At 54.9% G+C, this 25,557-nt stretch carries 22 protein-coding genes and 1 other RNA gene; 7 read left to right on the forward strand and 16 right to left on the reverse strand.

The annotated features are described in order from the left end of the window. Position 1: 1 nt before the first annotated feature. Complete coding sequence (locus GEAM_RS15145; RefSeq protein ID WP_034792994.1) at positions 2-1,351, reverse strand: amidase; 1,350 nt, start codon at positions 1,349-1,351, stop codon at positions 2-4. A gap of 17 nt (positions 1,352-1,368) precedes the next feature. After that, positions 1,369-2,055: a DUF2848 domain-containing protein gene (locus GEAM_RS15150; protein WP_034792996.1), complete on the reverse strand. Its 687-nt coding sequence runs from the start codon at positions 2,053-2,055 to the stop codon at positions 1,369-1,371. A gap of 136 nt (positions 2,056-2,191) precedes the next feature. Here GEAM_RS15150 and GEAM_RS15155 point away from each other — a divergent pair, with 136 nt between their 5' ends. Further along, on the forward strand, positions 2,192-2,869 hold the full coding sequence (locus GEAM_RS15155) for a GntR family transcriptional regulator (protein WP_034792999.1): 678 nt from the start codon (positions 2,192-2,194) through the stop codon (positions 2,867-2,869). A 101-nt stretch (positions 2,870-2,970) separates the two neighbouring features. Here the strand turns inward: GEAM_RS15155 and gcvP are convergent, their stop codons facing one another. The 7 genes from gcvP to GEAM_RS15190 form a co-directional block, all read right to left on the reverse strand. After that, positions 2,971-5,844 carry an aminomethyl-transferring glycine dehydrogenase gene (gcvP, locus tag GEAM_RS15160; protein WP_034793002.1) on the reverse strand — a complete coding sequence of 958 codons (2,874 nt, stop codon included), beginning with the start codon at positions 5,842-5,844 and terminating at the stop codon, positions 2,971-2,973. Between the two features lie 104 nt (positions 5,845-5,948). Next, the gene (gcvH, locus tag GEAM_RS15165) at positions 5,949-6,335 is read right to left on the reverse strand and encodes a glycine cleavage system protein GcvH (RefSeq protein ID WP_034793005.1); all 387 of its coding nucleotides are present in this window, start codon (positions 6,333-6,335) and stop codon (positions 5,949-5,951) included. A gap of 42 nt (positions 6,336-6,377) precedes the next feature. Beyond that, a complete protein-coding gene (gene gcvT / locus GEAM_RS15170; RefSeq protein WP_034793008.1) occupies positions 6,378-7,472 on the reverse strand; it encodes a glycine cleavage system aminomethyltransferase GcvT in 1,095 nt (364 codons plus the stop codon). A 461-nt stretch (positions 7,473-7,933) separates the two neighbouring features. Beyond that, positions 7,934-9,160 carry an FAD-dependent 2-octaprenylphenol hydroxylase gene (ubiI, locus tag GEAM_RS15175; RefSeq protein ID WP_034793011.1) on the reverse strand — a complete coding sequence of 409 codons (1,227 nt, stop codon included), beginning with the start codon at positions 9,158-9,160 and terminating at the stop codon, positions 7,934-7,936. Between the two features lie 22 nt (positions 9,161-9,182). Then, positions 9,183-10,361, reverse strand: a complete 1,179-nt coding sequence (gene ubiH / locus GEAM_RS15180; protein ID WP_034793015.1) for a 2-octaprenyl-6-methoxyphenyl hydroxylase — start codon at positions 10,359-10,361, stop codon at positions 9,183-9,185. A 1-nt stretch (position 10,362) separates the two neighbouring features. After that, the gene (gene pepP / locus GEAM_RS15185) at positions 10,363-11,679 is read right to left on the reverse strand and encodes a Xaa-Pro aminopeptidase (protein ID WP_034793017.1); all 1,317 of its coding nucleotides are present in this window, start codon (positions 11,677-11,679) and stop codon (positions 10,363-10,365) included. 45 nt (positions 11,680-11,724) lie between these two features. After that, positions 11,725-12,297: a YecA/YgfB family protein gene (locus GEAM_RS15190; protein ID WP_034793019.1), complete on the reverse strand. Its 573-nt coding sequence runs from the start codon at positions 12,295-12,297 to the stop codon at positions 11,725-11,727. 260 nt (positions 12,298-12,557) lie between these two features. Here GEAM_RS15190 and zapA point away from each other — a divergent pair, with 260 nt between their 5' ends. The 5 genes from zapA (at position 12,558) to ydgU (ending at position 14,708) form a co-directional block, all read left to right on the forward strand. Next, positions 12,558-12,887, forward strand: a complete 330-nt coding sequence (gene zapA / locus GEAM_RS15195; RefSeq protein WP_034793021.1) for a cell division protein ZapA — start codon at positions 12,558-12,560, stop codon at positions 12,885-12,887. Between the two features lie 63 nt (positions 12,888-12,950). Further along, positions 12,951-13,134, forward strand: a non-coding RNA gene (ssrS, locus tag GEAM_RS22805) — 6S RNA. Between the two features lie 39 nt (positions 13,135-13,173). Next, a complete protein-coding gene (locus GEAM_RS15200) occupies positions 13,174-13,770 on the forward strand; it encodes a 5-formyltetrahydrofolate cyclo-ligase (RefSeq protein ID WP_034793023.1) in 597 nt (198 codons plus the stop codon). A gap of 299 nt (positions 13,771-14,069) precedes the next feature. After that, the gene (gene asr / locus GEAM_RS15205) at positions 14,070-14,501 is read left to right on the forward strand and encodes an acid resistance repetitive basic protein Asr (protein ID WP_034790559.1); all 432 of its coding nucleotides are present in this window, start codon (positions 14,070-14,072) and stop codon (positions 14,499-14,501) included. Positions 14,502-14,609: 108 nt separating this feature from the next. After that, complete coding sequence (gene ydgU / locus GEAM_RS23610; protein ID WP_456863683.1) at positions 14,610-14,708, forward strand: small membrane protein YdgU; 99 nt, start codon at positions 14,610-14,612, stop codon at positions 14,706-14,708. A gap of 124 nt (positions 14,709-14,832) precedes the next feature. On the opposite strand, the gene serA is transcribed toward ydgU, so the two are convergent. Continuing rightward, positions 14,833-16,071, reverse strand: coding sequence for a phosphoglycerate dehydrogenase (gene serA / locus GEAM_RS15210; RefSeq protein ID WP_034793024.1), 1,239 nt, complete (start codon positions 16,069-16,071; stop codon positions 14,833-14,835). A 396-nt stretch (positions 16,072-16,467) separates the two neighbouring features. Next, positions 16,468-17,130 carry a ribose-5-phosphate isomerase RpiA gene (gene rpiA, locus GEAM_RS15220; RefSeq protein ID WP_034793029.1) on the reverse strand — a complete coding sequence of 221 codons (663 nt, stop codon included), beginning with the start codon at positions 17,128-17,130 and terminating at the stop codon, positions 16,468-16,470. A 237-nt stretch (positions 17,131-17,367) separates the two neighbouring features. Here rpiA and GEAM_RS15225 point away from each other — a divergent pair, with 237 nt between their 5' ends. Beyond that, positions 17,368-18,270 carry a LysR family transcriptional regulator ArgP gene (locus GEAM_RS15225; protein WP_034793031.1) on the forward strand — a complete coding sequence of 301 codons (903 nt, stop codon included), beginning with the start codon at positions 17,368-17,370 and terminating at the stop codon, positions 18,268-18,270. An 86-nt stretch (positions 18,271-18,356) separates the two neighbouring features. Here the strand turns inward: GEAM_RS15225 and GEAM_RS15230 are convergent, their stop codons facing one another. The 5 genes from GEAM_RS15230 to GEAM_RS15250 all read right to left on the reverse strand — a co-directional run bounded on the left by GEAM_RS15230 (position 18,357) and on the right by GEAM_RS15250 (position 25,468). Beyond that, complete coding sequence (locus GEAM_RS15230) at positions 18,357-19,076, reverse strand: oxidative stress defense protein (protein WP_072009911.1); 720 nt, start codon at positions 19,074-19,076, stop codon at positions 18,357-18,359. 126 nt (positions 19,077-19,202) lie between these two features. Continuing rightward, complete coding sequence (gene argO / locus GEAM_RS15235) at positions 19,203-19,820, reverse strand: arginine exporter ArgO (RefSeq protein ID WP_034793032.1); 618 nt, start codon at positions 19,818-19,820, stop codon at positions 19,203-19,205. 177 nt (positions 19,821-19,997) lie between these two features. After that, positions 19,998-20,903, reverse strand: coding sequence for a small-conductance mechanosensitive channel MscS (mscS, locus tag GEAM_RS15240; protein WP_034793034.1), 906 nt, complete (start codon positions 20,901-20,903; stop codon positions 19,998-20,000). Between the two features lie 137 nt (positions 20,904-21,040). Then, a complete protein-coding gene (locus GEAM_RS15245; protein ID WP_034793035.1) occupies positions 21,041-22,309 on the reverse strand; it encodes an MFS transporter in 1,269 nt (422 codons plus the stop codon). 60 nt (positions 22,310-22,369) lie between these two features. Next, positions 22,370-25,468, reverse strand: a complete 3,099-nt coding sequence (locus GEAM_RS15250) for a beta-galactosidase (protein WP_034793037.1) — start codon at positions 25,466-25,468, stop codon at positions 22,370-22,372. Between the last annotated feature and the right edge of the window lie 89 nt (positions 25,469-25,557).

Raw genomic sequence — 25,557 nt, forward strand, 5'->3', positions numbered from 1 at the left:
GTTATTGGGCTTTGAGGCAGCGTTCGATTTGCAATGACCAGCTCAGCAGGGTGTCATCCTGCTGTGACAGCGCGGCCACCATGAGCCCTACCGGCGCCTCTCCCGCCTGATGGCAAGGCAGTGAAACCGCGCAGCCATCGAGGAAGTTGATCACTGAAGGGTTACGCAGCGCCGCGCCGTTAGCCTTGAAATAGGTCTCATCGTCGGCGGCCAGTTCGGTGATACTCGGGGCGATCATCGGCACGGTTGGCATCAGCAGGGCATCAAACTGGCCGATGGTTTTCGCCACCCGCTGCTGCCAGTCGGCGCGCTGCTGCTCCAGACGCTCTCTGTCTGCCTGCCCCAGCGTCGCACCGCGACGAATACGCGACACCACGCGCGGGTCATACTGCTCGCCCTGCTGCTCGATAAATTTCTGATGCCACGCCCAAGACTCCAGCGCGGTAAAGCCGCCGGTGGCGTTGATCTCAGCCAGCTCGGCGAACTCATGGCAAGGTATCTCCTCAACCTGCGCACCGGCCTGCTTTAACTTCTCAATGGCACGGGTGAAGGCGCGCTGCACGTCGGCATCGATGCCGTCTAACACCAGCGTTTGTGGAATCGCAAAACGCCCCTGCGCGAGGGCTTTTTCAATGGTTTTCACCGGCGAGTCGGCAATCACGCCGTCCAACGCCAGACAGGAGGCGAGGTCATGGGCGATGACGCCAATAGAGTCCAACGCTGCCGACAGCGGCAGTACGCCTTGTTGCGAGATGCGTCGCGCCGTCGGCTTGTAACCGGTCAAGCCGCAGAAGGCGGCCGGAATACGCACCGATCCGCCGGTGTCGCTGCCAATCGCTCCCAGCGACATGCCGTCGCTGACCGATACCGCCGCGCCGGAAGAAGATCCGCCGGGAATGCGGCGCGTCGCGCGATCAAAGGGGTTAGCCGGGGTGCCGTAGTGCGGATTGATACCCAGCCCCGAGTAAGCGAATTCGGTCATATTGGTTTTGCCGATGATCACCACGCCCGCGTCCAATAGCTTCTGGACCACTGCCGAATGCGCTTTGGCTGCCGGGGCATCACGCAGCACTTTCGAGCCAGCCGTAGTGCTTTCACCCGCGACGTCGAACAGGTCTTTGATAGAGACTGGAATGCCATCCAGCGCGGACAGCGGCCTGCCCGCTTTGCGACGTGCGTCGGACGCTGCCGCCTGCTGCAAGGCTTGCTGATGATAGATGTGGGTGAAGACCTTCGCGCCTTCCCCCTGTGGGTCTTCACTGCGCGCTAACGCCGCCTCGGTCAGAGCCAGCGAGGAAGTCTCCTGCGCCGCCAGCTGTTGCAGCGCCTGACTCAGGGTGAGCTGTTTCATCGTCAACTCCTTAGTCATCACGCCACCACCGGCAATTCAGCACTTTGATAGGCATGGCTGATGGTGCGGCCCAGCACTTCGTCCACCAGCTCCATGCGGAATTCCGTTGCAGGACGGATGCCACCTATCGCCGCCACCGTGCCACAGGTCATCGCCAGTCCGTTTTCCGGCTGGGCGCTGCCGTCAAGATAGCGCCCCAGCAGGTCATCGGGCTTACGCAGGCTGGACAGGCGGCCTTCTTGGTACAGGCGGAATTCGCCCTCTTCTTTGATCCACGAGCGCAGGATCAGTTGATCCCAGTGATCGGCGACATCGGCCATTTTCCAAGCCTGACGGGCAACTGGCTTGACGCAGATCTGTTTGGAAAGCGCCACGCTATGGGCTTCAAGCTCGCGATCGGTGTGATCGGAGGCCAGCGACACAAACTGCTCGCCCTGATGAGTGAAAACAAAAGGTTCGGCTTCGCCAGACGTGGCGCTGCCCACCACTTCAATAGTTTCGCTTTGAGTCAGCTGATTGGTCGCGACGCGATAAAACAGAGGAACTGCACTCGGGCGGGGCACGCCCAGTGCCTCAAGCTCACTGATATGGTGCAAGATCGCCTCGTGATCGCGCCCGGTCCAGCCAGCGATCACCAACTGATCGACATGGATGTTTAATGAGGTTTCGCCAGTGTTTGCAGGTAAGGTAAAGGTTAATTTCATCTTTTAAGGCTCGCTTATTGACTGTTTTATTAGAAAGCACAGTGAAATTTCACTATAGCTTCAGTTATTAAATAAGCGATTTCCGTGCCATAATTTTGTGTAGAATGTCTAAAAATTTCCTTCGCAGGAGTCATGCGTGAAATCTGTTGCAGCAGAAAGCCGCCCACAACCGGCGTTGGATGACGTGGGTTTATCGCAAAATGAGTTGGCTTATCGTCGTTTTAAGCAGGCGTTGGTCACCCTGAGCTATAAACCGGGTGAATATTTGAATACCGCGCAGGTGATGGCGGAGCTAGAAATGGGCCGCACGCCGATTAATCAGGCGATCCACCGGCTGGCCAATGAAGGCTTATTGCAGATAATCCCGCGCAAAGGGGTGATGGTTTCTCCGCTGTCGATTGATGACGCGCTGGAGCTGATCGAAGTGCGTCTCGCCAATGAGATGCTGTGCATGAAGCTGGCCTGTAAGCACGTCTCAAAGCAGGATATCGCGACATTAACGGCGGTAAATGAAGAGATGAATGTCGCCGTGCAGACGCGGGATCGCAACCGCATGGTGTCGCTGGACCACCATTTCCACCATCTGCTGGCGGAGATCGCCGGAAACCTGATGCTCAAGGACATTCTCAGCGTGCTGCACGCCAGAGCGCAACGCTTCTGGGCCAGTTCGCTGTCGAAAGAAGACCACATGGTTGAGGTTATCGAGGAGCATCGCGCGATTATTTCCGCACTGGAAACGCAAGATACCCAAGCCGCCGCAGCAGCAGCCGAAGCGCATATTTTGTCGTTTAGGGATGCTTTGTTGCGAGGTTGAAGAAGGAGAGGGGGTCACTGCACGGCAACATTGATTTGCCTGCAATACCCCCTAACAGCCTCCCCCTTTTCAGGGGGAGGAGCAGAACAGCTTTTGATTAATTACTCGTATTCACTCATCGGTACACAGGAGCAGAACAGGTTTCTGTCGCCGTAAACGTCATCAAGACGCTTCACGCTCGGCCAGTACTTGTTGTCGCTGCCCGCTGGGAATACCGCCAGTTCGCGGGTGTACGGGTGGGACCACTCGCTGACCAGCTCGGCTTGTACGTGCGGCGCATTGACCAGCGGGTTGTCTTCCAGCGGCCATTCACCTTTGGCAACGCGGTCGATTTCAGCGCGGATTGCCAGCAAAGCGTCAACAAAACGGTCGATTTCCACTTTGCTTTCAGACTCGGTTGGCTCAACCATCAGCGTGCCCGCGACCGGGAACGACATGGTTGGCGCGTGGAAACCGAAATCAATCAAGCGTTTAGCAATATCCATTTCACTGATCCCGACGCTCTCTTTCAGCGGACGGATATCCAGAATACATTCGTGCGCCACGCGACCGTCGCGGCCGGTGTACAGCACTGGGTAAGCATCTTTCAGGCGAGTGGCGATGTAGTTGGCATTCAAAATTGCCACCTGACTTGCCTGCTTCAGACCCTGCGCGCCCATCATGCGGATATACATCCAGCTGATTGGCAGGATAGAAGCGCTGCCGAACGGCGCCGCAGAAACCGCGCCATTCTGAGTCAGAACGCCATCAATCTGCACCACGCTGTGACCCGGAACGAACGGAGCCAGATGCGATTTCACGCCGATTGGACCCATGCCCGGACCGCCACCGCCGTGTGGGATACAGAAGGTTTTGTGTAAGTTAAGGTGCGACACGTCCGCGCCGATGTAGCCCGGCGTGGTGATCCCCACCTGTGCGTTCATGTTCGCGCCGTCGAGGTAAACCTGACCGCCGTACTGGTGAACAATCTGGCACACTTCGCGGATGGTTTCTTCATACACGCCGTGGGTTGACGGGTAGGTCACCATGATGCACGACAGCTCATCACCGGCCTGAGCGGCTTTCTCGCGCAGGTCGCTTAAATCAATGTTGCCCTGCTTGTCACAAGCCACCACGACCACGGTCATGCTGGCCATTTGCGCCGATGCCGGGTTGGTGCCGTGAGCAGAACTTGGGATCAGACAGATATGACGGCTGCCTTCGTTACGGCTTTCGTGGTAACGGCGGATAGCCAGCAGGCCAGCATATTCACCCTGTGCGCCGGAGTTTGGTTGGATACAAACCGCGTCGTAGCCCGTCAGCTGCACCAGCCACTGGGAGAGCTGGCCGATCATCTGCTGGTAGCCCGCAGCTTGTTCAACCGGGCAGAACGGGTGCAGCTCGGAGAATTCAGGCCAAGTGATTGGGATCATCTCGGCAGCGGCGTTGAGTTTCATGGTGCAAGAACCCAGCGGGATCATCGCCTGATTCAGCGCCAGATCCTTTTTCTCCAGACGGTGCATGTAGCGCATCATCTCGGTTTCGCTGTGGTACTGGTTGAACACCGGGTGAGTCAGGATCGGGTCTACGCGCAGCATGGCGGCTGGGATAGACGCGTTATCGCTACTCACGGCTTTATCAAGCTGATCGATGTCCAGACCGTTGTCGTCACCCAGCAGGGCGGCGAACAGCACTTGCACGTCTTCGCGTGAAGTGGCTTCGTCCAGCGTGATGCCCACGGCGCCGTGGATGTCAGTGCGCAGGTTTAGGCCGAAGCTCAAAGCGCGTTCCAGCGTCGCGGCTTTGTCTTTCACTTCAACCGTCAGGGTGTCAAACCAGCTGTCGTGGCGCAGCGTCAGGCCGCCTTTTTTCAGGCCAGCGGCCAGAATGTCGGTCAGACGGTGAATACGGCTGGCGATGCGTTTCAGGCCAACCGGGCCGTGGAATACCGCGTACAGGCTGGCGATGTTGGCCAACAGAACCTGCGAGGTACAGATGTTGGAGTTGGCTTTCTCGCGGCGAATATGCTGCTCGCGGGTCTGCATCGCCATGCGCAGCGCGGTATTGCCCGCCGCGTCGCGAGATACGCCGATAATACGGCCCGGCATGGAGCGTTTGAATTCGTCAACGCAGGCGAAGAATGCGGCGTGCGGGCCGCCGTAGCCCATTGGCACGCCGAAGCGTTGGGCGGAACCGAACACCACGTCTGCGCCCTGTGCGCCCGGCGCGGCCAGCAGCACTAACGCCATAATGTCGGCGGCAACGCTGGTGATGATTTTGCGTGATTTTAGCTCAGCCAGCAGTGCGCGGTAATCGTGAACCTGCCCGGTGGTGCCCACTTGTTGCAGCAGCACGCCGAACACGCCTTCCAGCTCGAGCACTTTTTCTGCTTTATCGACGATAATGTCGAAACCAAAGGTTTCAGCACGAGTGCGGACTACGTCCAGCGTTTGCGGATGCACGTCGTCAGCCACGAAGAAGCGATTGGCGTTCTTCAGTTTGCTGGCGCGTTTGGCAAGGGCCATGGCTTCGGCAGCGGCGGTCGCTTCGTCAAGCAGAGAAGCAGACGCGAGGTCCAGACCGGTAAGGTCGAGGGTTAACTGTTGGAAGTTCAGCAAGGCTTCAAGACGGCCCTGAGAGACTTCTGGCTGATAAGGGGTGTAGGCCGTGTACCAGCCTGGATTTTCCAGCATGTTGCGCAGGATAACCGGCGGGGTCAGCACCGCGCTGTAGCCCATACCAATATAAGATTTGTAGCGCTGATTCTGGCTGGCGATAGCTTTCAGCTCAGCCAGTGCCTGATGTTCGGTAACGGAATCACCCACGGCTGGCGGGCCCGGCAATTGGATGTCCACCGGCACGATTTGCTGGATCAGGGCATTTAACGAGTCGGCACCGACCGTTTCCAGCATCTGTTGTTGCTGCTGAGAAGACGGGCCAATGTGACGGCCGATAAAGGATTCACTGTGTTCGAGTTGGCTGAGAGTCTGAGTCATTTGCTACGCATTCCTGAATCTGCATGGTGGTGTCGAAGGACAACCGATAACGGGCAAGCGGGGACTAAACCTGCCCCGTAAACGGCTTACGGGGCAGCACTTCATTACTCGTCGATACCTGAAAGATAGGCGTCGGCGCTGAGTAAGTTAGCGATTTCGCTTTCATCAGAGGCTTTAATCTGGAACAGGAAACCGTCGCCGTATGGCTCGCTGTTGACCAGCTCTGGTGAACTCTCCAGCTCGGCGTTTACTGCAATGATTTCGCCGCTGATTGGGGAGTAGATGTCAGACGCCGCCTTGACCGACTCGGCAACGGCGCAGTCTTCACCGGCAGCCACTTGGCGGCCCACTTCTGGCAGGTCGACGAAAACCATGTCGCCCAGCAATTCTTGCGCGTGTTCGGTAATCCCTACGGTGTAAACGCCGTTACCCTCTGAACGAACCCATTCGTGTGACGCGGCGTATTTCAATTCTGATGGAACATTGCTCATGAAAGAATCTCCAAAAATTTTCAGATATTAATGAATTCGTTATTAAACCAACGGCTTACCGTTACGAACAAAACCAGGTTTGGTCACTCTGACTGGCATTTCGCGGTTACGGATCTGCACGATGGCGTTTTCGCCGATGCCAGCCGGAACGCGAGCCAGCGCGATGCTGTAACCCAAAGTCGGTGAGAATGAGCCGCTGGTGATGACGCCTTCCTGCTGGTTGCCCGCAGCGTCGGTGAAACGCACCGGCAGCTCATTACGTAATACGCCTTTTTCGGTCATGATCAATCCGACCAGTTCTTCGGTCCCCTGCTCACGCTGTTTTTCCAGCGCAGCGCGGCCGATGAAATCGCGATCTTCCGGCACCCAGGCGATGGTCCAGCCCATGTTGGCCGCCAGTGGAGACACGCCTTCATCCATCTCCTGACCGTATAAGTTCATGCCTGCTTCCAGACGCAGGGTGTCGCGCGCGCCCAGCCCGGCAGGTTTGACGCCAGCCTTGAGGAGTTTCTGCCACAGGTCAGCGGCTTGCTCTTTCTTCACGGCAATTTCGTAGCCCGCTTCGCCGGTGTAGCCAGTGGTGGCGATAAACAGGTCACCGGCCTGAACGCCGAAGAATGGTTTCATTCCGGCCACGGCTTGCTTCTGCTCTTCAGTGAACAGCGTGCCAGCGCGCTCTTTGGCCTGAGGGCCTTGAACGGCAATCAGCGCCAAGTCATCACGCACGGTGACTTCAACGCCGTAGGCTTCTGCATGCTGCGAAATCCATGCCAAATCTTTGTCGCGCGTGGCGGAGTTCACCACCAAGCGGAAATAATCTTCAGTAAAGAAGTAGATAATCAGGTCGTCAATCACGCCGCCGGATGCGTTAAGCATGCCGGTATAAAGCGCTTTGCCGGGAACGGTCAGCTTGGCAACATCGTTGGCCACCAAATAGCGCAGGAATTCACGAGTACGGGCGCCGTGCAGATCAACAATCGTCATGTGGGAGACATCGAACATGCCAGCGTCCTGACGCACCGCGTGGTGCTCATCAAGCTGTGAGCCGTAGTGCAACGGCATCATCCAACCGTGGAAATCAACCATACGCGCACCGCACGCCACGTGTTGTTCATAAAGCTGAGTCTGCTTAACCATCTTGATCCTCATTAACCTGCGAATGCAAAAACGAAGTCGGAATATCGGAATATAAATTGCTCTCGTTTCCCCTAAATCATTCGCGCTGTATCAAGGCGGCAACTGAGTGAGTTCCAGCAGCTTACTCAAGTAAGTGACTGGGTGAATCAGGGCAGCCAACACCAAAATAGCGCGAAGGACCAAGGGCGACGCAAACGTTATCCTATAGCTCGAACTTATCACCGAATCTCCCTGCTAACCATAAGTTAAAATATCAGTATCTGGAGAAACAGCAGGGATAAGCGAGGAGTATTGTGCAGAGTTTCTGACTAGAAAAATGGGGTTTATGGCGCAAAATCTACAAATGAACCACAAAAATCTCGATGTTATATAACGAAGAGGCCGGATATCTCACCATTTGCAGAGTGGGATATCCGGCCTCGCATTATAAAAAGTAATGGGAAAAAGGCGCTGAAATTAGATTATTTCAATCGAACGGGATCCTGCTCCAGCCATTCGGGTAAATCATTCAATCCCATTGCCTGACGCACCAGTTTTGGCTTCACGCCCGGCAGGGAATCCGCCAGCGTCAGCCCGATGTCGCGCAGCAGTTTTTTCGCCGGGTTATCGCCGTTGAACAGTTCGCGGAACCCCTGCATGCCCGCCAGCATCAGCGCGGCGCTGTGTTTGCGGCGGCGCTCATAGCGGCGCAGATACATGTGCTGGCCGAAGTCTTTGCCCGCGCGCTGCAAACGTCTGATTTCAGACGCCAATTCGGCGGCGTCCATAAAACCAAGGTTCACCCCCTGCCCGGCCAGCGGATGCACGGTGTGCGCGGCGTCGCCCACCAGCGCCAGACGCTGGGCGGCAAAACTGCGCGCGTAGCGGCCAGTCAGTGGGAAGGTAAGACGTTCGCTTTCAACCGAGCACAGCCCCAAACGCAGGTCGAAGGTGCTAGCGAGGACTTTATTGAACTCGTCATTAGATAGAGCAGACAGCCGTTGGGCTTCTTCTGGAGAAACTGACCAAACGATGGAAGACAGATGCGGGTCAGCCAGCGGCAGGAATGCCAGAATGCCTTCGCCATGAAATACCTGCCGCGCCACCGACTGGTGAGGCTCGGCGGTGCGAATAGTGGCGACCAGCGCATGGTGGCGATAGTCCCAGAATGTCAGCGGGATATCGGCATGCTGGCGCAGCCAAGACTGCGCGCCGTCCGCGCCAACCACTAAACGGGCGCTGAGCTGGCGATCGTCGTTCAAGGTAACAAAGGCGTCGTTTTCGCCCCAAGCCACGTTTTTCAAGGTCGCCGGGCAGAGCAAAGTGATGTCAGAAGATTGCTCGGCTTTTTGCCAAAGCGCGCGCAGGATCACCTCGTTTTCGATGATGTGACCCAAGTGGCTGAAACCATACTCTTCGCCACGGAAAGCGATTTTGCCGAAGCTGTCGCGGTCCCACACTTCCATGCCTTGATATGCATTGACGCGCTGGGCGGTGATGTTGTCCCACACGCCGATATATTGCAGCAGGCGCTCGCTGGCGGCATTAATGGCCGAAACGCGCAGACCCGGAGCTGCTGGCAGTGGAGAGTCGAGGTCGGGTTGGTGGCTGTCCACCACGGCAACGCGCAGGCCACTGCCCTGTAACCCACAGGCCAGCGCGAGTCCAACCATGCCGCCACCGGCGATAACTACATCAAAAGATTGCATAAATTTTCCTGTGGGAAGAGGTTCAGCGGCTCACCCAACCTAGCGTCCGGCGTGTAAAGGCATCACGCAGGGGGGAAATGCCTTCCATCGCCATTAGGCCGAGATTACGCCCGACCATCAAGGGAACATAGCGATTGGCGAAAAGGTGGATCAGGCCGTCGGTCACGCCGACCGTCGCCTGCTGGTCTGGCTGGCGACGCTGCTGATAGCCACTTAACACGCGGTAGCTGCCAATGTCATTGCCGGCCAGATGCGCCGTCGCCACGGTTTCGGCCAAGGTCATGACGTCACGCAGGCCAAGGTTAAAGCCCTGACCTGCTATCGGATGCAGGGTTTGCGAGGCGTTGCCGACCAGCGCCAGCCGATGGCTAATGTGGCTGCTGGCGGTCTGCAATTGCAGCGGATAGCTGAATCGCGTGCCCGCCTGCTGCATTTTACCCAAGCGCCAGCCAAAGGCTTTTTGCAGCTCGGCGAGGAATTTCTCTTCGCTCCAGCTATCAATGTCAGCCTGCGCCTCGCGAGGATGGCACCAGACCAAAGAGCTGCGCCCTTTCGACATCGGAAGCAGAGCCAGCGGGCCGTGCTCGGTAAAACGCTCAAAAGCCCGGCCGCGATGAGGTTCGCTGGTGACCACGTTGGCGATCACCGCAATCTGGCCGTAATCCTCGCGCTGCCAGCGAATATTGCAGGCTTTGCCGAGCATCGAATGAGAACCGTCCGCCGCCACCAGCAGCTTGCCGTCGAGCACCTCGCCGTTGTCGAGCGTGACGCTGGCACCGTCTACCCTACGCTGCACGTCGGTGACTTTCGCCGGGCAGTGCAACATGACGCCAGGTGCCTCTTTCAGTCTGGCGAACAGCCGTTGGCCCACGCCGTGCAGCTCAACCACCTGACCCAACGCTTCCACGCCATAATGCCCGGCATTGAGATTCACAAAAGCCGCATGGCCGCGATCGCTGACATGAATGTCGCTGATCGGCGTGGCGATATCCGCTAAAGCAGACCACAACCCGATGCGCGCCAGCTGCTGGCAAGTGCCTTGGGCCAGCGCGATGGATCGGGCGTCAAACCCCGGATGGCCACTGCCACCCAGCGAAGAAGCCTCAATCAGATGTACCGGCAGTTGGCCTTGGGTCAGCGAGGAGATAGCCAGTGCCAGCGTGGCGCCGGTCATCCCGCCGCCAACAATAATAATGCTCATATTATTTACGGGCCGCCGCCATCAGGGCTTCAATCTCATCGGCCTCTTTCACCACGTCGCCGGTAAAGATTTCAATGCCGTCGGCGGTGATCAGGATGTCGTCTTCAATGCGTATACCAATACCGCGATACTGCTCGGGCACATCGGCATCTGGCGCGATATACAGGCCCGGCTCGACAGTCAGCACCATGCCCGGCTCAAGAGTACGGGTGCGCTCAGGACTGCCGTAGTTGCCGACGTCATGCACATCCAGACCCAGCCAGTGGGACAGGCCGTGCATAAAGAACGGGCGGTGCGCCTGCTCGCTATAAAGGGTGTCGACGTCGCCGTGCAGGATGCCAAGCTTGACCAAGCCTTCCAGCATCACGCGGACGGCGGCTTCATTGGCTTCTTGGATGCTGCTGCCCGGACGTAACACTTCCAGCGCTTTGTATTCGGAAGCCAGCACGATGTCATAGATTTCGCGCTGCGCTTTGCTGAACTTGCCGCTCACCGGGAAGGTGCGGGTGATATCACCGGCATAGCCTTGGAACTCACAGCCCGCGTCAATCAGCACTAAATCGCCGTCGCGCAGCTGGGATTCATTTTCGGTGTAGTGCAGGATGCAGCCGTTTTCGCCGCTGCCAACAATGGTGTTATAGGAAGGGAAGCGCGCGCCGTGGCGGTTAAATTCGTGATGAATTTCGCCTTCAAGGTGGTATTCAAACAGGCCAGCGCGGCATTTTTCCATCGCGCGAGTATGGGCCAGAGCGGTGATCTCCCCCGCGCGGCGCATCACGGCAATTTCTTCCGGCGATTTGAACAGGCGCATTTCATGCACGATAGGACGCCAGTCGATGACGGTGTCCGGCGCACTCAGGCTTTGGCGCGAACCTTTGCGCAGCTTGTCCATGGCGCGATTGACGATCTCGTCGGCATAGGCGTATTCGCCCTGCGCGTGATACAGCGCATCAAGACCGTTAAAGAGAAGATGAAGTTGGGTGTTGATGTCGTCAAACGGCAGCGCGCGGTCGATACCCAACTTGGCAGGTGCCGCGTCCTGACCCAGACGGCGACCGAACCAGATCTCAGCAGTCAAATCACGCACGCGGTTAAACAGCACGCTGTGGTTGTGATTCTCATCGCTTTTCACCAGCACCAGCGCGGCTTCCGGCTCGTTAAACCCAGTGAGATACCAGAAGTCGCTGTTTTGACGGAAAGGATAATCACTGTCAGCACTGCGCAATGCTTCTGGGGCAGCGAAGATAATTGCCGCGCTGCCCGGTGCCATCTTGGCTAACAGAGCCTGACGGCGATTTTCGAATTCCTGCTGAGTCATCACTTCATCTCCCAAAACGGTTTTAATTTATTGTTATGTGACTAATTAATGCAGCGTGCGCGGGCTTTCCGGTGCCAGCGGGTGGCTGTGACCAAATTCGCCGAAGCATAAGATAGCCGCCACGCGAACGTACTCGACCACCTCCTCCAGAGAAGAAGCCAGTTGCTCTTGGTCTTCATCTTCTTCATAACCGAGCTGGGCAATGCTGCGCAGGTCGTCAATGGCTTCGCCCACTTCGCCTTTCACTTTGGCAAGCTTCGGCTGCATCATACCCAGCCCCAGCAGGAAGTGGTTCACCCAACCGGCTAATGCATCGGCGCGTTCGAAAATGTGCTTTTCGTCGTCCGGCATTAACATGTTGAATTCAAAGCTGTCATCTTCCAGCGTGTCAGCCGTGGCTTTGCGCAGCTGTTGCAGCAAATCTGCCAGCGTGTGGGGGAAGGCCATGCCTTCATTGGTCAGGTCATGCACCAGCGTCAGCCAGCTGCCGTCACGGTTACCGCCGCACAGCAGGCCACTGATAAGTCCGTGCATTTCCGCCGCGGTCAGCGCGACAGATTGCTGTTTCAGCGCGTGATCCAACGAATCATAAGTAGGATAAGTATTCTCAATAGACATGCGTATTCGCCATCGTTGGTCGGTTAAGTTCGTGTTATGCTACCACCAAGGTCAGTCGTAGTACCAGATTAGCAGACCAGCGAATGGCAGTTGTTGAGCCTCTCTTTGGCCGGCAAATGCACTGGACAAACATCCAGCAATCAGTTCGTCATGGGGTTGTAACCTGGTATTGAGATAGTTATAGTGAGGCCGCTTCCAACGACCTGTGCGAGTCAAAGTGCTTGTGTTGGCGCGGCGTTCAAAGAAGGCAGGAAGGTGGCATGTCTGCACAACCGGTAGATATTCAAATTTTTGGCCGCTCGTTAAGAGTGAATTGTCCGCCAGAACAACAAGAAGCATTGAACATGGCTGCTGAGGATCTTAATCAGCGGTTGCAAGATCTTAAAGTTCGCACTAGAGTCACCAATACAGAGCAGTTAGTTTTCATCGCGGCACTGAATGTGTGTCACGAACTTGCTCAAGAACGGTTGAAAACCCGTGACTATGCCTCCAATATGGAACAACGTATTCGGATGCTGCAACAAACCATCGAGCAGGCTTTGCTCGAACAAGGTAAGATATCGGAACGCGAAGGGGCTCCTTTCGAGTAAGTTCGATAACTAATACTAAGTTGTTGATTCGCTGGTCACAGGCAGTCAGCAATGAGTAAAAAAATTTCTCTGAGATGTTCGCCAGCGGGCCCGTCCCCTGAGCCGATAATTAGTACCAACAGAATGTGATGATCCGTAATCGGTGCGCATGCTCGGTCCGTCCGAGAAGCCTAAAGATTACGACAGCACGTTCACCTTGAACCATGGGTTCAAGGGTTACAGCCTGCGACGGCATCTCGGAGATTCCCCTTTCTAGTCGGTACACCCCATTTTGGTTGTTGTATCTATGTCGCACACTCCCCAGCACGCATCAATCCGCCAACAGATTCGCACTGAAGTCCGTCAACGCAGAAAAAATCTTACTTCCGAGCAGCAAAGTCTCTTTGCCCAGCAAGCCGCTGATCGCGTGGCGACACATCCGCGTATTCAAGCTGCCAGCACGATCTCAGTGTTTCTCTCTTTTGATGGCGAACTGGATACCGCGCCGCTGATTAAGCGACTGTGGCAAGAAGGCAAGCAGCTCTGTCTGCCGGTGCTGCACCCTTTCACATCCGGCAATTTGCTTTTTCTGCGCTACAACCCCGACACCCCTCTGGTGCGCAATAAGCTGAAGATCCTCGAGCCTGTCCTCGACGCCACGCAGATTGTGCCTTTATCCCAATTGGACATTATACTTACGCCGCTGGTCGCCTTTGATAGTCACGGACAGCGTTTAGGCATGGGCGGCGGCTTCTATGACCGCACGCTGGAAAACTGGCAGGACGGCGGCCCTTATCCCATCGGGCTGGCGCACGATTGCCAGCAAGTCGACAACCTGCCGGTAGAGCATTGGGACGTGCCGCTGCCTGAAGTGATCACACCGAGCAAAGTGTGGCAGTGGTAAAATTGGTCTAATCCTTCTGATCCCTAAGATTCCTTTTCTCCCTCCCATTGTTTCTAACCCTTTGTATTCCTCAAATGTATGCAAGAAGTCCAGTATGTTGTAACTAAGTAGTCAATTTGTACATTTTCAACGTCACAGGAAAACATTAATTCATTGATATTTATGCGTTTTTTGTTTGTACAGAGCGTTACACGCCGAAACCAATCACTCACGGACAATGTTGTTCGACACGCCTATTATTCTTCCATCGGCCCCGCAGTGGGGTAGACACATAAACCGAAATTCTTGAGGAATTAAACATGAAAAAAGTATTAGCTCTGGTTGTTGCCGCTGCAATGGGTCTGTCTTCTGTAGCTTTCGCTGCTGACACTACTGCCGCACCAGCTCCTGCTGCTGCCCCAGCTGCAACTACCGCTGCTCCAGCGGCTGCTGCTCCAGCTGCAAAAGCACCAACTAAACACGCTGTTAAGCATAAGAAAGCACACAAGAAAGCTGCCCAGAAAGCTCAGGCTGCTAAGAAACACAAGAAAGCGAAGAAAGCCGCACCAGCTCAGAAAGCCCAGGCTGCTAAAAAGCACGTAAAACACGCTAAAAAAGCTGCACCAGCTCAGAAAGCCCAGGCTGCTAAAAAGCACGTAAAACACGCTAAAAAAGCTGCTCCGGCACAGAAAGCTCAGGCTGCTAAAAAACACGTGAAACATGCTAAAAAAGCTGCTCCAGCAGCTAAATAAGTAAGAAGTCTTGGTGAGCGTATTCACTCACTGTTAGTAAGACTGATTATTCAACACCCGGTTCGCCGGGTGTTTTTTTCTCTGGTTTACTATCTTGAGGGGCTGATAATGATGCTGCGCCGCTACCTTTTTGAAATTACACTCAGTTCTTTGATCCTCTGCGGTCTGATCACCCTCTCCTTCCTGATGCAGTTCGAAGTGCTCTGAGGCTCAGCGTTAACTCTTTTTACTTTTCCCACAATTCCCCTCTCTCCAAGCTAACAACTCACCCAATTTCAGACATAAAAAAACCGCCTTGCGGCGGCTTTGTTATTTGTTTCAGCAGGTTAAATCAGTACAGAAGACGGGCGCGAATGGTGCCTGGGATCGCCTTCATCAGCTGAAGTGCCGTTGACAGCGTCGCGGTGTCGGTTTCGACATCGATAACCACGTAACCAATCTGCGGGCTAGTCTGCAAGTACTGCGCGGCAATGTTGATGCCCTGCTCGGCGAAGATCTGGTTGATGCTGGTCAGCACGCCCGGACGGTTCTCATGGATATGCAGCAAGCGGCTGACGTTAGCGCCGTGCGCTGGCAGAGAGGCTTCTGGGAAGTTAACGGCTGACAGAGTTGAACCATTGTCAGAGTATTTCGCCAGTTTACCCGCCACTTCCAGACCGATGCCTTCCTGCGCTTCCATGGTGGAACCACCGATGTGCGGAGTCAGGATCACGTTATCAAATTCACACAGCGGCGAATGGAACGGGTCGCTGTTGGTGGCAGGCTCTTCTGGGAAGACGTCGATAGCCGCGCCAGAAAGATGCTTGCTACGCAGCGCGTCGCACAGCGCCGGGATATCAATAACCGTGCCGCGTGAGGCGTTGATCAGCAGCGAGCCCGGCTTCATCTGTGCCAGTTGCTCAGCGCCAATCATGTCTTTGGTGTTCAGGGTTTCAGGCACGTGCAGCGTGACCACGTCGCTGGTTTGCAGCAGTTCATTCAGGCTCGCTATCTGTTGCGCGTTGCCCAGTGGCAGTTTGCTTTCGATATCATAGAAGAAGACGCGCATCCCCAGCCCTTCGGCCAGAATACCCAGCTGGGTACCGATATGGCCGTAACCAATGATACCCAGACGCTTACCGCGCGCTTCAAACGAGCCGACGGCCAGTTTATGCCACACGCCACGGTGTGCTTTGGCATTAGCAGCCGGGATACCGCGCATCATCAGCAGCATTTCGCCCAGCACCATTTCGGCGACTGAACGGGTGTTAGAGAACGGCGCGTTGAAGACCGGGATACCGCGCTTGGTGGCTGCATTCAGGTCAACCTGATTGGTCCCGATGCAGAAACAGCCTACGGCAACCAGTTTTTCAGCGGCAGCGAATACTTCTTCAGTCAGTTGAGTACGCGATCGGAGTCCAACAAAGTGCGCATCACGGATCGACTCTTTCAGCGATTCGTTATCTAAAGCACCTTTGTGAAATTCAATATTGGTGTAACCCGCGGCGCGGAGTGTATCAACCGCACTTTGGTGGACGCCTTCCACTAACAAAAATTTAATCTTGTCTTTCTCAAGTGATACTTTTGCCATTTCCCGACCCTATTTGTTCTGACTGATTATTCTGACTGACGACGTGTGCAACCGATGGTGTTTTTTACCGCTGACGTGGCGGCCGTGAGGCAGCAACATAGCCAACATAACAAAAAATTCGCCATCATCAATACAAACGATTGCCTCGTGGCTAGCAGAAGGCTCAGTCAGTCGAGGGCTTTACAGAATTTAATGCTGAGTAAGAAATTTGGAGCCGGATGTTACCGAGGTATGAGGCAGGAATGTGACATAAGTCACCAAATTCGGCCCTGTGAAGAAAAGATGATTCAGGCGGTAAATTATCATCTTCATAACATTGCATTATGACCGCTGTGTAACTGGCTGCGCGCAAACTCACGCAGCCAGATCTTCTACTTATCGCTCAGGTCAGTCAGATCACTTGAGCGTGACGGTTTTGACCCCGTCTGCAGTGCCGACCAGCGCGATATCCGCGCCACGGTTAGCAAACAGGCCGACGGTCACCACACCGGCAATGCTGTTGATCTTATTTTCCAGCGCGATGGCGTCGAGAATCGACAAGTTGTGCACGTCCAGAATCACGTTGCCGTTGTCGGTAACCACATTTTGGCGATACTCCGGCAGGCCGCCCAGCTTGACCAATTCGCGCGCCACGTAAGAACGCGCCATCGGGATCACTTCGACCGGCAGCGGGAATTTACCCAGTACGTCGACCTGCTTAGAAGCATCAACGATACAAACGAACCTTTTGCTGATCGCCGCAATAATCTTTTCACGCGTCAGTGCCGCACCGCCGCCTTTGATCATCTGCATCTGGTGGTTGATTTCATCAGCACCGTCAACATACACCGCCAGTTCATCCACTTCGTTACTGTCGAAAACGTGGATACCCAAGCTTTTGAGTTTGGCGGTCGAGGCGTCTGAGCTGGATACCGCGCCTTCGATTTGATGTTTGATCGAGCCTAATGCGTCAATAAAATGGGCGGCGGTAGAGCCGGTGCCAACGCCAACAATGGTGCCGGGAGTCACGTAGTCAAGCGCGGCCCAACCAACTGCTTTCTTTAATTCTTCCTGAGTCATCATGGCTTCTCTGCTGTTTTGCGTACGGGGGAACGACGCCAATGATTATAAAGCATGTCCCCGTAAATTGGGCAGTCGCCTTCCGAGCCAGATCACACTTATATAAGCCGACCGAGCAAGTTATGGCGCACTGGCGGCTGGCAATAACTTGCGGGAAGACCCGTTTTAGTCCACCCCAAATGCGCTAAATCTGTGGCATAGTGTTTGAATAAATTAAATCCAAGGGACAGAACTCCGATGAAACGCCCAGACTATAGAACGCTTCAGGCGCTGGACGCTGTGATCCGCGAGCGCGGTTTTGAGCGCGCCGCGCAGAAGCTTTGCATCACTCAATCGGCGGTATCTCAACGCATTAAGCAGCTCGAGAATTTGTTCGGCCAGCCGCTTCTGGTCAGAACCGTACCGCCGCGCCCCACTGAGCAAGGGCAAAAATTGCTGGCGCTGTTGCATCAGGTAGAACTGTTGGAAGAGGAGTGGCTGGGCAATGACAGCGGCACCGACAGCAATGACACGCCGCTGCTGCTGTCGCTGGCGGTCAACGCCGACAGTCTGGCAACCTGGCTGCTGCCCGCGCTGAAATCCGTGCTGGTCGACTCGCCAATTCGCCTGAACTTGCAGGTTGAAGATGAAACGCGCACCCAAGAGCGCTTACGTCGCGGCGAAGTGGTGGGCGCGGTAAGTATTCAGCCGCAGCCTTTACCCAGCTGTCTGGTGGACCAACTGGGCGCGCTGGACTATCTGTTTGTCGCCTCCAAGCCTTTTGCCGATCGCTACTTCCCCAACGGCGTGACCCGCTCGGCGCTGCTAAAAGCCCCGGCCGTGGCCTTTGACCATCTTGACGACATGCATCAAGCCTTCTTGCAGCAGAATTTCGATTTATCGCCGGGCAGCGTGCCGTGCCACATCGTTAACTCGTCAGAAGCCTTTGTGCAGCTGGCTCGTCAGGGAACTACCTGCTGTATGATCCCACATCTGCAAATTGAGAAAGAGCTGGAAAGCGGCGAACTGATCGACCTGACGCCGGGCCTGTTCCAGCGCCGGATGCTGTTCTGGCACCGTTTCGCGCCAGAAAGCCGCATGATGCGTAAAGTCACCGACGCCCTGCTGGCCCACGGCCGTCAGGTGCTGCGTCAGGATTGATTTCGCTTCCCCATAAAAAAACCCGCCGAGGCGGGTTTTTCTTTTCAAGCAGTCAATTCAAACAATCAACTTAAGCAATCAACGACTTAGCGTTGCAGTTCAAACACCACGTCGACCTGATCGTCAAAGTGGATGCTCTGCTGCTCATAAGTTTGCGCCGCATCGCTTTGCGCCGAGGCTTCAGCCGCTTTGTACATACGCGCTACCGGCATTGGCTGGTAGTTGGCGACGTGATAGCGAATGCTGTAAACCGGACCCAGTTTAGCGTGGAAGCCTTCGGCCAGTGATTTAGCCTGCTCTGTGGCGTTATCAATCGCTTTCTGACGAGCCTGATCGCGGAAGCTTGCTGGGTTCGCAACCCCAAGCTCTACCGAGCGAATTTCATTCAGACCGGAGCTCAGCGCACCATCCAGCAGGTCATTCAGCTTGTCTAATTGACGCAGAGTTACCTGCACCTGACGCACGGCACGATAGCCTTTCAGCTCGGTGCCACCGTCTTTCAGGTAGTTATATTCCGGTTGAGTACTCAGGTTAGCGGCGTTGATGTCCTTCTTCTCAATACCGTTTTTCTGCAAGAAAGCAAAATACTCCGCCACGCGCTGGTCAGCCTGTTTCTTCGCTGACGCGGCGTCCTTGGCCGATACATTGACTTCAATCGCCAGTGTCGCAATATCCGGCGTTGCGTCCACGCTGGCAGTCCCTGACGTTACTACGTGGGGACCCGCAGGTACCTCAGCAGCCTGAAGTGCAGCAGGTAACGTCCCTAATCCCAACATTGCAGCCATCGCCAATGCTTTCAATTTCACAGTGCCTCCATTAATCATTCCAGATTTGGCATTAAATTCGTTCACTAACCTCAAAACCCTAGCATAGTAGAGCAATTTGTAGATGAAGATTAGGGACAAAATCTTAAAAATGCCCGGCCAGAAGGTTTACATGTGCAGCGTTTGGCGAGCCAACTGAACGGCAATTCCCCACATGATCGCACCGACCACGAAGTTAATGATCCGCTGTACTTTGCCACTGTTGAGCCAAGGGGAGAGCATCGCCGCCAGTAGCGCCAAGCCGAAGAACCAGATGCCCGACGCCATTACGGCACCCAATGCGAACCACGAGCGCTCGTCGCTGCTCAGGCTGCCGCCGAGGCTGCCCAGCACCACAAAGGTGTCGAGGTAAACGTGCGGGTTGAGCCAAGTGACTGCCAGCATGCTGACCACGATTTTCCAGCGACTCTGCTTGGCGACTTCTGCCTGCGCGAGTTCAGGATTTTTGGCGAAGGCGGTGCGAAACGCTCCCCAACCGTACCACAGCAGGAAAGCCACGCCGCCCCAGCTAACCAGCGCCAGAATGGTCGGTGACTGGCTGAGCAGCGCGCTGCCGCCGAAGATACCGGCGCAAATCAGCAGGGCGTCGCTGATGGCACACAGCGAGGCGATCATCAGGTGATATTGCTTACGGATCCCCTGATTCATCACAAAGGCGTTTTGCGGTCCGATGGGTAAGATCATGGCCGCGCTCATCGCTAACCCTTGAAAAAATATTGCCAGCACGTCGAAATCCTTAAAAAAGTCCAAAAGTGGAATGACGCGCAGTGTATGCGAGCTTTGTCATTAGCGGAAATTGATAATTCTAATCCCACATAAGCTTTGCTAATCACCAAACTGGCTGAGTCTCTGACATAAAAAAGGCGCCCGTAGGCGCCTGTTTGAGTTCGAACTGAGGGAGGCTTATTCCGCCACGCCTTTTTGCTCGATTGAACGCTGATCTTCCTGCTGGCTCGCCGCGGCATCGGCCACGTGATAGAGGTGAACATCCATTTGCGGGTAAGCAATATTGATGTTGTTTTTATCCAGCGCGCGTTTGAAGGCTTCAAGCAGATCCCAGTTCACTTCCTGCGCGTCGCCGTTGGTGGTCCAAACGCGCACCACGAAGTTCAGAGTGGAAGCCGCCATTTCGTTCAGACGAACGGTAACGCCTTTGTCGTGTTGGATACGCTTGTCGGCCGCGATAATGTCGCCCAGCACCTTCTTCACCGTGTCGATATCCGAGTCATAACCTACGCCGACGATGATCTCGGTACGGCGGTTTGGCTCGCGAGAAGTGTTGATGATGTTACCGGCGATGATTTTGCCGTTTGGCACCACAATCACTTTGTCGTCAACGGTACGCAGCGTGGTAGAGAAGATCTGCACCTGCGTCACGGTACCCGCAACGCCGCCTAAATCGACATATTCACCGGCGCGGAATGGGCGGAAGATAACCAGCAGCACGCCCGCAGCGAAGTTCGACAGCGAACCTTGCAGCGCCAAACCTACGGCCAAACCGGCGGCACCGATAACCGCAATGACGGAGGTGGTCTGCACGCCGATACGGCCCAGCACGGCAATCAGCGTGAAGGCGATAATGGCATAACGCACCAGCGCGGCGAGGAAGTCGGACACGGTCAGATCAATGCCACGCAGCTTCATCACACGGCTCACAGCGCCTGACAGCACGCGAGCCACAATCAAACCGACGATCAGGATAAAGATCGCGGCGACGATATTCACGGCATAGTGCAGCAACAGTTCCTGATTGCGCACCAGCCAGTTTCCAGCATTGTTAATGCTGCCTACAACGTTCAAATCTTCCATTCGAAACACCCCTAAAAGTACCCACGCGGGTAACCAGAAAAACCACGCTGAAAAATCAGCGGATGGACTCCTCAAGCTTTTAAGGGTAACTAACAATGCGTTGAAGTGCCAACCCCGCGGGAAAGACTTCAGTAAAATTAGGAATTTGCATGGTTGTTTTTCAGCGGTTCAGGAGATTTAAAGGCCTGCAGTGGCCCGCGACCACTCAGCGTGAAGGCTGAGATTATCGTGAAGGTCAGTGCGATCAACCCAAGGATCAGATACGTTCCGTGGAAACCGATCCGGTCATACATGTTCCCGGCAAAGACGGACATAAACATGATTGCCACCTGCTTGAAGAAGCAGAAGGTGACCAGATAAATCGTTGCCGAGAAACGCACCTCAAACACCGACGTGATGTATTTGAAACAGCCCACAATCAGGAAAGGTATTTCAAACATATGCAGCGTTTTCAGTACCACCACCTCCAGCGGTGAAGAAGCAAATGAAGAGCCGATGATACGCACCGACATAATCATCCCGGCTAGCAGCAAAGCATTCTTACCACCTATGCGGTTCACAATCAGCGGCGCGAAGAACATGATGCAGGCATTCAGCAATTCGCCCAGGGTAGTGACGTAGCCAAAGACGCGCGTCCCTTCTGAAGATGAAGAAAAGAACGAGGTAAAGAAATTGGCAAACTGCTGATCGAATACGTCATAAGTACAGGAAACACCAATCACGTACAGGGCAAGAAACCACAGTTTTTTGTCTTTCAGCAGCTCAAGCGCCAATTTGAGATTGAACGATTTGGAGTTCACTCCCAGTTCGTTGGCCACCCGGGCGCTTGATTTCACCTCCGGTTTGGCGAGCAGTAACAGAATGGCGAGGATCACCGCACAGCCGGAGCCGAGCCAGAACACGAATTCGTTATTGATGGTAAACATGATGCCGACCACTGATGCGCAGAGCGCCCAGCCGACACAACCAAACATACGCGCCCGGCCAAATTCAAAGCTGCTGCGACGGCTGACTTTTTCGATGTAAGCCTCGATAGCGGGGGCACCGGCGTTGTAAATCAGTCCGAGGTAAATCCCCCCGACCACCGAGCCAAGATAAATGTTTATTTTCAGTAACGGGCCAAAAACATAAATAAAGAACGGCGCGAACAAAACCAGCATGCCGGTGATGATCCACAGCAGATGTTTTTTCAGCCCGAGTTTATCGGCAAGTAAACCAAACACCGGCTGGAACATTAGCGAGAATAACGAAATGCTGGCGAAAATAGTGCCGGTATCGCTTTTGCTAATGTGATTGATGTCATGTAGCCAGATAGGGAAGAACGGGAAGTAGGCACCCATGATGAAAAAGTAGAAAAAGAAGAACAGCCCGAACATCCAAAAGTTAGTGTTTTTCAGGTAATACATAAGCAGTTTCCTTACGTCTGAATATTGCGCCGCTGGGAATTAACCCAGCGGCACAGGCTGTCAGGCACGTTTCCAAATGAACGAATAATGGTACTGACCGGCTGTCAGCAGGAATTCCGGGCTGACGCTCGGGCTCCACGAATCATCGCCGCCGACGCCCATATGGAAGCCGTCGATGTTCAGCCATGTGCCCTCTTCTTCACGCAATAAGTGACGATGACTGGTATTCATCAGCTGGCGCAGACTGTAGCGGCTCAGACCAAAGTGGAAATTGCCGCGTAACTTCCATCCGGCGTAATCCAACTCGCGGGTCTCACCGCGCAGGCCGTTTTCGCTAGGGAAAACGTATGGCGTATACAACTCAGCCAGCGGCAAATCCCAGCGACCGTGTTGCGCCGCCAGACGGCGATCGGGATAGTTTTCGTGCGGTCCTAGCCCCAGCCAGCGGACGTTCTCAGCACTGTCCGCTAACTGACAGGTCAGGCCGATGCGTCCCGGTGACGGCACGTTTGACGCCACACGAACGTCGACACTGATATGCAACTCGCCCTGATTATTGATGCTGAAAATTTTGCGGCTCAGCAGGCGCGTTTCTTCACCGGTCATAAACGCATGAGTGGTAGTGATCACCACCCTGTCCTGCAACTGATCGGCGCTGATATTCAGCAGGCGCGATTCCAGGTGATACATTCCGGCGGCTTTCCAACGCTCAATCCAGGCATTCGGATCAATACGGCTCACTTCACTGACGCCGATATCGTTATCGACGGGCGCGCGGACAAACTGGTCGCGCAACGCAGATAGCAGCCGCGGCGTTTCGCCATCAAACCACTGTTCAAGCTGCCCGGTTTGCTGACTGAACTGCCAGCGTTGCGCGCCGTGTGCCACAGAAATCAGATCGCCCTGCTGATCCAAAACCGGCGCAGCAGCGCGGATTCTTTCCGCCACCGGCTGGCTCAGAGGTTGTGGTAACTGCCATTGATCCCAAGCGCTGCGATGTCCGGCTTCAGACCACGCGGTCGCCTGCGGCTGATGTACGGCAACGTTCAGCCACATATCACCTTCGGCCTGCGGGATATCACCCAGCTCTAACGTCTGTTTACCGTTTGGCGCTATATTCAGTGCCGCTTCCCCTTGTGAAATCACTTCGCCGTCATGTTCAATACGCCAGACTAACTGCTCGTTATCACTGTCGCGGAACAGATATTCACTTTGAATTTCGATCGTCAAAGGTGAGGTGCAGATCAGCGAGAACTGGAAGAATTGCTGTGCACGCTGCGCTTCGAATAAGGACGGATGCGGCGTACGATCGGCAAATACCAGACCGTTCATACAGAACTGGCGGTCATTCGGCGTGTCGCCGAAGTCGCCGCCGTAAACCTGATAACTTTTGCCCTGCGGCGAGGTTTTGGTCAGGCTCTGATCAACCCAGTCCCAGACGAAACCGCCCTGCAGACGCGGATACTGGCGGAAAGCTTGCCAGTATTTATCGAATCCCCCGAAGCTGTTGCCCATAGCATGAGCGTATTCGCAGAGGATCAGCGGGCGTGTTTCATCCGGCATGCTGATCCACTTTTTAATCGACCATTTTGGTACCGCCGGGAACGGCTGATCCTGTTCAACGCGGGAATACATCGGACAGATAATATCGGTTGCTGCGCTGTTAGCCCCCCCACCTTCGTACTGCACCGGACGGGTCGGGTCGACAGATTTGATCCAGCGATAGAGCGCGTCGTGGTTTGCGCCATGCCCTGATTCGTTGCCCAGTGACCAGATGATGATGCAGGGATGGTTGCGGTCGCGCTGAACCATGCGCGTGACGCGTTCGCTGAAAGCGTTAAACCACAGCGGGTCGTCCGACAGGCGATTCATCGGCTGCATGCCGTGGGTTTCGATATTCGCTTCATCCACCACGTACAAGCCGTATTCGTCGCACAGCTTGTACCACAGTGGATGATTCGGATAATGCGAGCAGCGCACGGCATTAAAGTTGTGCTGTTTCATCAGCACAATATCGCGACGCATGGTGGCTTCATCCATAACCTGACCGTTTTCAGGATGATGCTCGTGACGGTTGGTGCCTCGGATCAGCACTGGCTGACCGTTCACTTTCAGCAATCCGGTGCTGATTTCCACCTGACGGAAACCGACATCGCACGCTTCGGCTTCAATAAGTTGGCCTTTAGGTGAAATCAGTGAAATCACCGCGCGATATAGCGCCGGTTGTTCTGCGCTCCACAATTTCGGCCGGCTAACTGGCAGGCGCAGCGTAGTACGGTCATACGCTGCACCCCGCTCATCAATAATTTCGCTGCCTAGCGGTTGCTGATGTTCTGCTACCGCTTTATCACCCTGCCAGAGTTCGACGCGCACCTGATAATCAGTCGCAGTTTCCTGCGGCACGGCGGCACTGACCTGCACTTCCAGCTCCGCCTGCGTGAAACCGTGGAATAGATGCGTGCGCACCTGCAAGTCGGTGATCTGTTCCACCGGTTTGTGCAGTAACGTGACATCTCGAAAAATGCCGCTCATGCGCCACATATCCTGATCTTCCAGATAGCTGCCGTCACTCCAGCGCAGCACCATCACAGCCAGGCGATTTTCTCCAATGTGTAAAATCTTGCTGAGATCGAATTCAGCCGGTAAACGGCTGTCCTGTGAGTAACCGATCCACTCGCCGTTACACCATAAATAGAACGCAGAATTGACGCCGTTAAAAACGATGCGCGTTTGTCCGCTGCTCAGCCAGTCATGATCCACAGAAAATGTGAGCGAGTAACAACCAGTGGGGTTTTCTTCGGGTACAAACGGCGGATCCACCGGGATCGGATATTGAACGTTGGTGTATATTGGCGCGTCATAGCCTGCCAGCTGCCAGTTTGATGGCACCTGTAGGCGATCGGCGTCAACCAGATCCTGTTGCAACCATTGCTCAGGAACCGCTTCCGGGCGGTTAAAATAGCTGAAACCCCATTCGCCATTGAGGCAGCGGATTTTTGCTGAAGGCTGATTTTCTCTGGCTTCCTGTGCATCACGCCAACTGCTAAACGGCGGATGCGCAGGTAATCTATTGCACTGCGTCGAGGCAGGTTTCTCCCAGTCTCGGCGAGCCAGAACGGTGGCCAGCGATGATAATTTATCTTCAGCAGATGGGTTCATACTTTCTTCTCGGTAAATTGTTATACGCTCACAATAATGTAAACATGCTTATCTGAAGAAAGTAAGTAAAGCGGAGGAATTCAGGAAAG

Origin of the sequence: Ewingella americana ATCC 33852, assembly GCF_000735345.1 — a bacterium.
Classification (GTDB): Bacteria; Pseudomonadota; Gammaproteobacteria; order Enterobacterales; family Enterobacteriaceae; genus Ewingella; species Ewingella americana.